This is a genomic window from Kribbella sp. (genome assembly GCF_035687465.1).
Taxonomy (GTDB): Bacteria; Actinomycetota; Actinomycetes; order Propionibacteriales; family Kribbellaceae; genus Kribbella.
The window spans coordinates 1-11,713 of record NZ_DASRXP010000423.1 but is presented as its reverse complement, the minus strand read 5'-3'; the positions used below and the strand labels follow the sequence as shown (position 1 = coordinate 11,713).

The window sequence follows — 11,713 nt, the reverse complement described above, 5'->3', positions numbered from 1 at the left end:
AACCGGAACTGCAGCTTCCGGGATCCGTCCGGCATCGCGCGGACGCCGTCGGCCCCCTTCTTGTACCCGGCGTCGTCGAGGATCTTGTTGGCCTTGGCAACATCGAAGGTGACCTTCTCGTCCCCGGTCGCCTCCCAGAAGAAGTCCTTGTACATCGGCGGCACGATCGATCCGTCGGCCAGCCGGGCCAGCCCGTTCTGCACCTCGTCGACCAGCTTCTGCTTGTCGATCGCGGTGTGGATCGCCTGCCTGACCTTCGGGTCCTTCAGCGCCGGATGCCCGTCACCGATCGGCTTGTTGTCGCTGGTGGTGGCACCATGGTTGATCTGCAGGTACGACGCCCGCCGGCCCTCGGTGTTCCACTGCACGATGTTGCCGTCACCCTGCAGGGCCTGGAAGTCCGGCGGTGCGAGCCGGCCGATCAGGTCGATGTCGCCCTTCTTCAGTCCGACCACCGCGGCCGCCGGGTTGTCGTAGAAGATCATCTGCAGTTCGTCGATCTTGGCCTTGCCGCGCCAGTAGTCCGGGTTCGCGACGAGCTTCACGTACTGGTCCTTCTTGTGCTCCACCGCGATGTAGGGACCACTCGTCACGGCCGGATAGTCGTCGGCCTCGTACTTCGCGATGTCGCCGACCTTCTCCCAGACGTGCTTGGGCAGGATCGGTACCGGGTTCTCCAGCATCGAGGCCTGCGGGGCCTTCAGCTTGATGGTGAGGTCCTGGCCGCTCGCGGTGACACTGGCGAAGTTCTCCACCGCCGGGCCGTTCGCGGTCTTGGCGCCGTCGTCCGTGATCATCTTGTTGAAGGTCCAGGCGGCGTCCTCGGCGGTCAGCGGCTGGCCGTCCGACCACTTGGTCTGGCGGATCTTGAAGGTCCAGGTCAGCCCGTCGGGCGAGGTGGTCCAGGACTCGGCCAGATCCGGGCTCGGCTGCAGGGTCTTGGAATCGGTGACGGTCAGGAAGCCGTACATCCAGCGGTGGATCGACGAGGACACCAGCCGGACCGCCAGGAACGGGTTCATCGAGTCCATCGACTGGGTCGCTCCGACCCGGATCACCTTCTTGACGGGCTCGTCCGCAGCCTGCGCAGCCGTCCCAGGTAGCGCTCCGAGTGCCAGCAGTCCTGTTGCGGCCAGTACCGCGACCCACTGCCTCCTGTTGCCCAGCCTCATCCCCCACACACACCTTTCCGCCTTGGTGGTTTAGGGAGAAAACCACACCAGATCCGGGTGCCGTGTCAACGCAACGCGGAAATTTGTTTCTGAACTGTTCCCCAAGTTGGTGGACTATTTTCTACTTGACTACACAGACGTGTAGTAGTTTCATCGTCTGTGTAGCACAACCACTGCGAGAGGAGGCTCCGATGGATCGGCCGGCCGACGATCTGACCGCACGGGCGCGGATCCGTGATGCCGCCCTGCGGCTCTTCACCGAGCGAGGCATCGAGGGTGCGTCGATCCGCGACATCGCTGCGGCTGCCGGGGTGTCATCCGGCCTGATCCGGCATCACTTCGGCTCCAAGGAAGCCCTCCGCGAGGCCTGCGACCGGTACGCGATCGACCGGATGGCCGAGCTCCGCAAGCGCCTGGTCACCGAAGGAGGTATGGCCGACGAGGCCGCCGTCGCAGCGACGCCTCCGGTGGCCATCCCCCTGCAGAGCTATCTGGTCCGGTCGATGATGGACGGCTCGGCCACCTCCGTGGCGCTCTTCGACGAGATGGTCGAGCTCGCCGAGCAGTGGGCGATGCGCTACCAGGTGAAGACGGACGACCTCCGCGCCTACGCGACGATCCTGGTCGCGATGCAGCTGGGTGTCTTCGTACTGCGGGACCGGGTGTCGGGATCCCTCGGCGAGGACATCACCGACCCGGCCGGGTGGGCCCGGATGAACCAGGCCTTCCTCGACGTCTTCGCGAACCCCTTGCTGACCCCCGAGCAGGCCGAACAGGCCCGCTCGGCCCTGAAGAGACCACCCGAGTAGGAGCGGAAATGTCAGAGGCGATCAGTACTGAAGGCCTGGTCAAGGCGTTCGGGCAGACGCGAGCGCTGGACGGACTGGACCTGACCGTCCACACCGGCGAGGTGCACGGCTTCCTGGGGCCCAACGGCGCCGGGAAGACGACGACCATCCGGATTCTGTTGGGGATGACCCGGGCCGACGAGGGCAAGGCGCAGTTGCTGGGCGGCGATCCCTGGTCCGACGCGACGGACCTGCATCGCCGGCTGGCCTATGTCCCCGGCGACGTGACGTTGTGGCCGAACCTGACCGGCGGCGAGGCGATCGACCTGCTCGGCCGGATGCGCGGCGGCCTGGACAAGGCCCGCAAGGCGGCACTGTTGGAGCGGTTCGACCTGGATCCGCGGAAGAAGGCCCGCACCTACTCCAAGGGCAACCGGCAGAAGGTGGCCCTGATCGCCGCCCTGGCGTCCGACGTCGAGCTTCTGCTGCTCGACGAGCCCACCTCCGGCCTGGATCCCCTGATGGAGGACGTCTTCCGACAGGTCGTCCAGGAGGAGAGCGACCGGGAGGGACGCACGGTCCTGCTGTCGAGCCACATCCTTTCGGAGGTGGAGGCGCTGTGCGACCGGGTCACGATCATCCGGGCCGGACGCGCCGCGGAGACCGGCACGCTGAGCGAACTGCGGCACCTGACCCGGACCTCCGTCCAGGCCGAACTGCTGGGATCACCTGACGGCCTCGCCGACCTGAAAGGCGTGCACGACTTCCACCTCCAGGACGGCCAGGTGCACTTCGCGGTCGACGCCGACGCCCTCAATCCGGTACTACGGCGCCTGGCCGAGGTCGGCGTACAGAGTCTGGTTTGTCAGCCGCCCACGCTGGAAGAGCTGTTCTTGCGTCTCTACGAGCCGGAGGGATCGCGATGAAGACGCTGGCCGGTACCGGTGGACTGATCCGGCTGATCCTGCGGCGGGACCGGGTGATCCTGCCGATCTGGATCGTGCTGCTCTGCTTGATCCCGATCAGCTACGTCAACACCTTCGCGGACCTGTACCCGACGGCGGAATCCCGGCAGCAGTACGCCGACAACGCGGGCTTCATCACGCTCTACGGACAGCTATCCGGGACCAGCCTCGGCGAGTTCATCACCTGGCGAGTGGGATTCGTCCCGGTGATCGTCGGACTGATCAGCCTGCTCACGGTGATCCGGCACACCCGGGTGGAGGAGGAGACCGGGCGGAGCGAGCTGCTCGGATCGAGCGTCGTCGGACGGCACGCGGGACTGGCCGCCGCCCTGGTGACCACCTTCGGCGCGAACCTGCTGCTCGCAGTACTGCTTGCCCTGGGCATGCAAAGCCAGGATCTGCCACTGGCGGGTTCAGTTGCCCTCAGCCTCGAATTCGTCTGCTGTGGTTGGGTTTTCGCCGCGGTCGGAGCCGTCGCGGCACAGCTCACCGCGAGCGCCGGCACGGCACGGGGAATCGCCATCGGCGCCCTCGGCGTCTCCTACCTGTTCCGAGCGGCTGGTGACACGAGCGCCCACAGCGACGGTGGACTTGCCTGGCTTTCCTGGTTGTCCCCGATCGGCTGGGCGCAACGGATCCAGCCCTACGGCGGCAACCGCTGGTGGCTTGTTTTGTTGGCGTTCGCCCTCACGGCCGCTCTGATCGCGGCGGCGGCGTTCCTGTCCGTACGGCGTGACGTCGGCTCGGGCTTGTTGCCGGCCCGCCTGGGTCCGGCCGAAGGAGCCCCGAGCCTTCGGACGCCGCTGGCGCTCGCGTGGCGGTTGCATCGCGGACTGCTGGCCGGGTGGATCGCCGGATTCGCCTTGCTGGGCGTCTTGTTCGGCGGGGTCGCCGAGGGGGTCGGCGAGATGATCCAGGACGACCAGGACGTGCAGGAGATCTTCGCCCGGCTCGGGGGTTCCAGCGGGCTGATCGATTCCTACTTCGCGGGCGTGATGACGATCGTCGGGCTGATCGCGTCGGCGTACGCGGTCCAGGCCGCCCTCCGGCTTCGCGCGGAGGAGACCAGTGGACGGGCCGAGCCGGTGCTCGCCACCGCGACCGGGCGATGGCAGTGGGCCGGCAGTCACCTTGTCTTCGCGCTGCTGGGACCTGCTGTCACGCTGCTGGTCGCCGGGTTCGCTGCCGGGCTGACCTACGGGGTCGCGGTGGGTGAGGTGGGTCGGCAAGTGCCACGACTGTTGGCTGCCTCACTGGTCCAACTGCCCGCGGTCTGGGTGCTGGCGGCGATCGCGATCGCCTTGTTCGGGCTGCTCCCCCGCGCGTCCGCGGTGGCCTGGGCGGGGCCTGCGGTCTGCTTGCTGATCGGACTGGTCGGCGCCGGCGCAAACCTGGCCGGGTGGGTCCAGGACGTCTCGCCGTTCAGCCACCTTCCGCATCTCCCGGGCGGCTCGACCACGGCGACACCGCTGATCATTCTGGTCGTGATCGCCGCCGCCGTGGGTCTCGCCGGCCTGGCCGGCCTCCGCCGAAGAGACCTCCCGACCAGCTGACGACCTTGATCCGTGGAACCAAGTTCCACAAAATCCCACCCGGAGCTCTTCTCTGCGGTAAGCGTTTCCCCTACGGTGAGCGAGCGTACGCGGACAGTTAACGCCCCCACGACTATCCGATGAGGTGCCCCATGAAGAAACGCTCTCGCGCGCTCTGCGCCCTGGCGTCGGTGGCCGGTTTGATGCTGTCGGCCCCGACTGCCTTCGCGGAGGTCGAGCCCGGCGGCTGGACGTCGTACTCGCCCACTTTCACTGTGCAGCAACGCGGCTGCGGCGTGGTGAACAACCTGACCTTCCAGCTGACCTGCTCGACCGGCAGCGGCGACCAGCGGGCCGAACGACGGTACGCAACCTACTCCAGCGGCACCCGGCAGTTCGAGGGGTACTTCCGGATCAGTTCGATGGCCGGCACCCGGATCAGCCTCAAGCAGACCTTCAACGAGAGCGCGGCCGGCCCGTTCTTCATGCTCGCGGTGGAACGCGGCGGCCGCCTGTACCGGGTCGGTGGCGACACCATCGCGACCGGCGCGACCGTCGGCACCACGGTCCGGGTGAACACCGTGCACGTGGTCGGCAGCGCGCACCGGACCTACATCAACGGCTCGCAGCGGCACAGCATGTCGAGCCCAGGTGGCAACTTCTACGACAAGTTCGGCTCGTACCGGACCGACAGTGGCGCCGGCCCGATCACCACGGTGTGGAGCGACGTCAGGTTCTGGCGGAAGTAAAGATGATCCGCACCGCCACAGCGATCCTGCTGCTGGCCGCACTGACCGGTTGCTCGTCGACCGGTCAGCCGGGCGGCTCCGCTCAGAAGGCCGTGAAGTTCGAGCTCACCGCGTCACTGATCTCGCCGATCGACATCACCCTGGACTGGTCCGGTACGCCGGCCGACGTGACCAGCACGATCGTGGAGTTCGCCACCGAACCCGAGGGCCGCTACACGATCCTCGACTTCCTCCCGGCCGGCGAGCACACCTACAAGCATCCCGACCTGATGCCGAAGACGCCGTTCTACTACCGCGTCACCCCGGTCCTCGGACCGGCTTCAGCCACCGTCGACGTTCGCTTGCCCGCAGCAACAACCTTCCGAGCTGGTACTACGGACGCCGCGTCCCGTGGATCCGTCAAGGCAGCAGCCGGTACGCCGACGAACGTGACCGCAAAGTCCCTTCCGGACAACGGGATCCGGGTCACCTGGACCGACAATGCGACCGACGAAGAGGGTTATCTGCTGGAGATCAAGCCGCACGACAAAGCGGAGTACCGGGTGGCTGGTTTCATCGACCCGGATTCCACCTTCACCGAACTGAGCACAGTGCCGGAGGAGCGGAACGCGACGTACCGGGTCCGTGCGTTCTACCGCGGTCAGGCGTCGAACCTCGCGCATCAGACGACGGGCACCGGCACTCCCTGACGAGGTCAGTGCTTGGCGTTGCGGGACCAGACGAAGCAGTAGACGCCGTAGCAGGCAAGGCCGAGCGCCATCATAGTGAGCAGGACCGATCCGAACGGCTGGTCCTTCACCGTGTGCAGGGCGGCGTCGAGGCCGCCGGCCTTCTTGGGGTCGTAGCTGATCGATGCCCAGGCGAAGAGCACGCCGACGACGATGAACGCGATTCCCTTGGCCGCGTAGCCGATCCGGCCGAGCAAGATCGTGGTGTCGGACACCCCGCCGGCCAGGTCCTCGGTGAACTTCTTCGTCACGGACTTGTAGATCTGCCGGACCCCGATGCCGATGATGACGAGGCCGACGATCACGATCAGTACGCGGCCCGCGCCGTTCTCCATCAGCCGGGCGCTCATCGACCGCTGGTTTCCGGTGCTCGAACCAGCCGAGCCCGTCGCGACCCGGATCGCGGTGATTCCGAGGAACAGGTAGACGACTCCGCGACCAGCAGCGGACACCTTCTTCTCGGTCTTCTCGAGCCGCCCGTAGGCCAGCTCGAGGCCCTTCCAGATCACCAGCGCGAACAGGCCGATCGCGACCACCCAGAGCAGCACCTTGCCGAACGGCTTGTCGGCGAGTTCCTGCAGTGCGCCCGTCTGCGATGCCTCCTCGGAGGACTTGCCCCAGGCGAGTTGCAGCGCGATCCACGCGATGAGCAGGTGGACCACGCCGTACGCGATCAGGCCGACGGTGATCGACACGTCGTACAGGCGGCTCTGCTGGGCTTTCTGGGCGGTCCTCATGGGTCATCCCGTACCCAGGCGTAAAACAGTCAGGCGGAGACGGGTGCGCTCGCCTCACGGTCGGCCAGCTCGACGTCGCCATACTCGCCCGCGGCGACGGCCCGACGACCGAGCGTCCACACATAGACGAAGAACGCCACTTCGACGATCACGCCGATACCGACCCGTACTGCGGTCGGCAGCGGCGACGGGGTGACGAAGCCCTCGATGAGACCGGTGATCAGCAGGATCACCGCGATGCCGATCGCCATGCCCACTGTTGCCCGGCCGGTCTGGGCGAGCGCCTGCATCCGGGTCCTCGGTCCTGGTGCGATCCAGGCCCAGCCGAGCCGGAGACCGGCCGCGGAGGCCACGAAAACGGCGGTCAGCTCGAGCAGGCCATGCGGGGTGATCAGGCCGAAGAAGACATCGCCCTTGTCGTGGCCGATCATCACGCCGGCGCTGACGCCGAGGTTGACCGCGTTGCTCCAGAGCACGAAGAGCGTGGGGACCAGCACGACGCCGATCGCCAGGACCGCGGCGGAGATGGTCGCGTTGTTGAGCCAGACCTGGAGGGCGAAGTCCTGGGCCGGGTTCTCCGAGTAGTAGTTGGCGAAATCCTTGTCGACCAACTGCTGGATCTGCGCGGGCGTCGCGACCGAGTCGAGCACCTCCGGGTGCGCGATGATCCGCCAGGCGACCCAGGCCGCGACCAGGTAGAACAGCAGGCCGATGGTGAGCCACCAGCGGCGCGCGGCGTACAGGGCGGCCGGGAAGCTGACCAGGAAGTACCGAGAGATGTCGCGCCAGACAGGAGCCTGTACGCCGGTTACAGCGCCGCGGGCGTCGGCTATCACGCCCGACAACCTGCCGACCGTCACCGGGTCGGCACCAGCCGCGCGCAAGGCCGAGAGGTGCGTCCCGACACGCTGGTAGAGCAGCACGAGTTCGTCGGCCTCGGCACCGGTCAACCGCCGCTGCCGCCGGGTCAACTGAGCCAACCGATCCCACTGAGGCTGATGAACCGAAACGAACGCCTCGACGTCCATCACAGCCTCCTCTGCCTCGCCGGATCCCCTGCGCTGGCAGAGAGTGTCTCGCATCGGAGGGTCGGTGCGTAGCTCCGGTGTCCAGGTGGGTGCATCGCAAGGCGGAGTGGGAGGCTCGATGCGGTGTTCATCGTGCCTTCCACTCCAACGCCGCGAGGTGCCCGCCTGGGCGCCGGAGATACGTGCCGCCCCTTCGATGCGAGACACTTGGCCGGACGTAGTGTCTTTGGAGGAGGGGCGCGGGTGTCTCAGCTGGTCACCGGGGAAGCGGTCGTCCTCCAGGTGCGGATCGCGCGGATGCCGACGCGGGCGCTGGCGTGCGCGATCGACTTCGTGCTGCAGATGATCGTGCTCGGCGTGCTGCTGACCCTGCTCTTCGGGTTCCTGATCACGACGGCCAGCGAGGCGCTCGGGACCGCGATCGTGCTCATCGTGGTGCTGCTGGTGCTGGTCGGCTACCGCGTGGTGATGGAGACGCTGACGCGCGGGCGGACCCTCGGCAAAATGATGCTGGGGTTGAAGGTGGTCCGCGACGACGGCAGCTCGATCCGGTTCCGGCACGCGCTGGTGCGGACGCTGCTCTGGGTCTTCGTGGACTTCGCGCCCTGGTTCGCGGCCAGCCCCGGCATCGTGGCGAGCCTGATGAACAAGCAGGGCAAGCGGATCGGCGACATGGTGGCGGGGACCGTGGTGCTCCGCGAACGGCACCAGCCGATGGCGTCACCACCGCTGTTCGTGCCAGGTCACCTGGTGCAGTGGGCGCAGTCGCTGGAGTTGTCGCGGCTCTCCGACGAATTGGCGAACACGTCCCGCGAGTACCTCGCGCGCTACAAGGAGCTGGAACCAGGAGCACGAGTCGCCCTCGGTGACGCACTGGCCTTCCGCGTCGGCGGAGTCACGGCACCTGCCCCGCCCGTACCGATCTCGTCGCCCGCGTTCCTGTCCGCAGTACTAGCCGAACGCCGCCGCCGGGAACTGGCCCGGCTCGCCGCCCATCGCCCCACGTACGGCGGCCTCTTCACCCCGAGCACCCCGTACTCCGCACCCAACCCCTACGGCACCCCGCAGCCCAGTGCTCCTCAGCCCGGCCCGTTCCCCGCGCCCGCACAACCCGCCCCACCCCGCGCCCCCCAGGTCAACCCGGGCGGCTGGCACGCCCCGGGCAGCAACGAACCCAACCAGTGGTTCTGAACAACGCGAAGGCGCCCCACCGAGCTGGTGGGGCGCCTTCGTTTGCGTTCCGGAGTACTGGGTCGACTCAGTAGCGGTAGGCGTCCGACTTGTACGGGCCCTCGACCGGAATTCCGAGGTACTCGGCCTGCTCCTTGGACAGCTCGGTCAGCTTCACGCCGAGCGCGCCGAGGTGGAGGCGGGCGACCATCTCGTCCAGGTGCTTGGGGAGCACGTAGACGTCGGTCGGGTACTCCGTGGTCTTCACGAAGAGCTCGATCTGCGCCAGCACCTGGTTGGTGAACGAGTTCGACATCACGAAGGACGGGTGACCGGTCGCGTTGCCGAGGTTCAGCAGGCGGCCCTCGGACAGGATGATCACGGTGTGGCCGTCGGCGAAGCGGAACTCGTCGACCTGCGGCTTGATCGTGACGCGCTCGATGCCGGCCGTCTTGTACAGCCCGGCCATGTCGATCTCGTTGTCGAAGTGGCCGATGTTGCCGACGATCGCCTGGTGCTTCATCCGGGACATCTGGTCCGCGGTGATGACGTCCTTGTTGCCGGTCGTCGTGATGAAGATGTCAGCGGTGCCGACGACCTCGTCCAGGGTGGTGACCTGGTAGCCGTCCATCGCCGCCTGCAGGGCGCAGATCGGGTCGATCTCGGTGACGATCACCCGGGCGCCCTGGCCGCGCAGCGACTCGGCGCAGCCCTTGCCGACGTCACCGTAGCCGGCCACGACCGCGACCTTGCCGCCGATCAGGACGTCAGTGGCGCGGTTGATGCCGTCGATCAGCGAGTGCCGGCAGCCGTACTTGTTGTCGAACTTCGACTTGGTGACCGAGTCGTTGACGTTGATCGCCGGGAAAAGCAGCGCGCCGGCCTTGTGCATCTCGTACAGCCGATGCACGCCGGTGGTGGTCTCCTCGGTGACACCCTTGATCCGCTGGCCGATGGTGGTCCAGCGCTGCGGGTTCTCCTGCAGGGTCCGGGTCAGCACCGACAGGACGACGCCGTACTCCTCGGACTCGGCCGTCGACGGGTCCGGCACGGCGCCGGCCTTCTCGAACTCGGTGCCCTTGTGGACCAGCATGGTCGCGTCGCCACCGTCGTCGAGGATCATGTTCGGACCCTCAGCACCCGGCCAGTTCAGCGCCTGCTCGGTGCACCACCAGTACTCCTCCAGCGTCTCGCCCTTCCAGGCGAACACCGGGACACCCTGCGGAGCGTCCGCAGTACCGTTCGGGCCGACGACGACCGCGGCGGCCGCGTGGTCCTGGGTGGAGAAGATGTTGCAGGAGACCCAGCGCACCTCGGCACCGAGCGCGGTCAGCGTCTCGATCAGCACTGCGGTCTGGATGGTCATGTGCAGCGAGCCCATGATCTTGGCCCCGGCCAGCGGCTTGCTCTCGCCGTACTGCGCGCGCATCGCCATCAGACCCGGCATCTCGTGCTCGGCGAGCCGGATCTCCTTACGACCGAACTCGGCGAGTCCGAGGTCTGCCACCTTGTAGTCGAACGTCATGCGGTGCCGCTCCCTGAGGGTGTCGATAATGAGGCTTCCGGGGATGAGCCTAGAGGTGCCGCCACCGGAGCATGGACACTTCATGGGCATTTCTGACACTGAAATGTCAGGATTGGTGTCATGCGCATCACCGAGGCCGCCAGACTCCTGGGCACCACCCCCCGCATGCTGCGGTATCGGGAGGCGCTCGGCCTGCTGCCGCGCTCGCGGACCGGCCGGACCGCCCAACGCCAGTACGACGACCGCGACCTCGCCGCGGTCAAGCTCGCCCTCGAACTGGAACACCGGTACGACGTGACGCCGGCGGCACTGTCGTTCGCCCTGAAGGCACTGGCGGAACCGTCGGTCGCGGCGGACCTCAGAAACCTCGGCTACCGCACCGGCCGCCTCACCACACCCCCGAGCCCCGCCGAGATCGACCGCGAACGCGCCCTCCACTGGCTAGGCCGCTCCGGCGTCCTCCCCCCACCCCACAACCGCCCTCGTTAATCCCCACCCACCGCCCCACTCTGTCGGCCGGCCGACAGGGCAGGGGTGCATGTGGTTCGTCGATTGGTAGGTAGATGTGGTTCGCGTCGCCGGGCTGCGTGAGTCTGCTAGTCGTGGTGAGGAGTATCAAGGGCGCCTTTGGCGTCGCCTTCGGCGATCGAACAAGTTCGACCCTTGACACACCTCACCACGACCAGGGAAGGATCGCAGCTGTCCCGGAGCCGCTGGGAAGTACGGCCACGGTCCGGGTGGTTCCGTGGGGCAGGTTGCCCGGGTGGCTCGTAGGGTCTGCCCGGGTGTTCGCCGGGAGTGGGCTGGCGGTGATTTCCGTGGCCCGGCGACTGGCGCACCCACACACCGGCCAGTTGCGCTTTCCGCCAGATCAGGAGGGGGGTTATCCCCTCAAAGTGTGGGTGGTCATCCGGTATACCGGTAGCCAACCCGTCATCTCGGGGGTTATCCCCTCAAATGACGGGCCGATCAACGGGACCGCCAGCCCGCCGCGCACCACCCGCCCCGTCCTCAAGGGGGTTGACCACTGAGATTGTGGGTTGGCCCCTGAGATTCTCAGGGGCCAACCCACAATCTCAGTGGTCAACCCCCTTCCACCGCACGCGAAACCAGCCGGGCCGACGCAATCCCGGGGATGCGGCTCGCCCCCGGACCGACGGAATCCGCCGGAACCACCCGGGCGGACGGAATCCCCGGATGCAGCTCACACGTCAGCGCGGATCCGCGTAGCTGCGTCCTTCCCTGGCCGAGGTGATGGGTGTCAAGGGTCGAACTTGTTCGATCGCCGAAGGCGACGCCAAAGGCGCCCTTGACACCCA

11 protein-coding genes are annotated in these 11,713 nt (G+C 67.2%); 7 read left to right on the top strand and 4 right to left on the bottom strand.

Annotation, left to right across the window (positions count from 1 at the left end; all coding sequences use genetic code 11):
- The coding region (locus VFG33_RS21775; protein ID WP_325054759.1) for an ABC transporter substrate-binding protein at positions 1 to 1,172 on the bottom strand (1,172 nt) is incomplete at its 3' end.
- A gap of 191 nt (positions 1,173 to 1,363) precedes the next feature.
- On the opposite strand from VFG33_RS21775, the gene VFG33_RS21770 reads away from it, so the two are divergent.
- The 5 genes from VFG33_RS21770 (at position 1,364) to VFG33_RS21750 (ending at position 5,895) form a co-directional block, all read left to right on the top strand.
- A complete protein-coding gene (locus VFG33_RS21770; RefSeq protein WP_325054758.1) occupies positions 1,364 to 1,981 on the top strand; it encodes a TetR/AcrR family transcriptional regulator in 618 nt (205 codons plus the stop codon).
- A gap of 8 nt (positions 1,982 to 1,989) precedes the next feature.
- A complete protein-coding gene (locus VFG33_RS21765) occupies positions 1,990 to 2,886 on the top strand; it encodes an ABC transporter ATP-binding protein (protein ID WP_325054757.1) in 897 nt (298 codons plus the stop codon).
- The gene (locus VFG33_RS21760) at positions 2,883 to 4,478 is read left to right on the top strand and encodes an ABC transporter permease (RefSeq protein WP_325054756.1); all 1,596 of its coding nucleotides are present in this window, start codon (positions 2,883 to 2,885) and stop codon (positions 4,476 to 4,478) included. The genes VFG33_RS21765 and VFG33_RS21760 overlap by 4 nt, the downstream gene beginning before the upstream one ends.
- Positions 4,479 to 4,609: 131 nt before the next feature.
- Positions 4,610 to 5,206: a hypothetical protein gene (locus VFG33_RS21755; protein ID WP_325054755.1), complete on the top strand. Its 597-nt coding sequence runs from the start codon at positions 4,610 to 4,612 to the stop codon at positions 5,204 to 5,206.
- Positions 5,207 to 5,208: 2 nt separating this feature from the next.
- A complete protein-coding gene (locus tag VFG33_RS21750; RefSeq protein ID WP_325054754.1) occupies positions 5,209 to 5,895 on the top strand; it encodes a fibronectin type III domain-containing protein in 687 nt (228 codons plus the stop codon).
- A gap of 5 nt (positions 5,896 to 5,900) precedes the next feature.
- Here the strand turns inward: VFG33_RS21750 and VFG33_RS21745 are convergent, their stop codons facing one another.
- Together VFG33_RS21745 and VFG33_RS21740 are read right to left on the bottom strand one after the other, a co-directional pair.
- On the bottom strand, positions 5,901 to 6,671 hold the full coding sequence (locus VFG33_RS21745; RefSeq protein ID WP_325054753.1) for a DUF1206 domain-containing protein: 771 nt from the start codon (positions 6,669 to 6,671) through the stop codon (positions 5,901 to 5,903).
- 29 nt (positions 6,672 to 6,700) lie between these two features.
- The gene (locus VFG33_RS21740) at positions 6,701 to 7,699 is read right to left on the bottom strand and encodes a stage II sporulation protein M (protein ID WP_325054752.1); all 999 of its coding nucleotides are present in this window, start codon (positions 7,697 to 7,699) and stop codon (positions 6,701 to 6,703) included.
- A 243-nt stretch (positions 7,700 to 7,942) separates the two neighbouring features.
- Between VFG33_RS21740 and VFG33_RS21735 the strand changes: the two genes are divergently transcribed.
- The gene (locus VFG33_RS21735) at positions 7,943 to 8,890 is read left to right on the top strand and encodes an RDD family protein (protein ID WP_325054751.1); all 948 of its coding nucleotides are present in this window, start codon (positions 7,943 to 7,945) and stop codon (positions 8,888 to 8,890) included.
- Positions 8,891 to 8,957: 67 nt separating this feature from the next.
- Here the strand turns inward: VFG33_RS21735 and ahcY are convergent, their stop codons facing one another.
- Positions 8,958 to 10,394: an adenosylhomocysteinase gene (ahcY, locus tag VFG33_RS21730; RefSeq protein ID WP_325054750.1), complete on the bottom strand. Its 1,437-nt coding sequence runs from the start codon at positions 10,392 to 10,394 to the stop codon at positions 8,958 to 8,960.
- 120 nt (positions 10,395 to 10,514) lie between these two features.
- Between ahcY and VFG33_RS21725 the strand changes: the two genes are divergently transcribed.
- A complete protein-coding gene (locus VFG33_RS21725; RefSeq protein WP_325054749.1) occupies positions 10,515 to 10,883 on the top strand; it encodes a MerR family transcriptional regulator in 369 nt (122 codons plus the stop codon).
- Positions 10,884 to 11,713 lie beyond the last annotated feature (830 nt).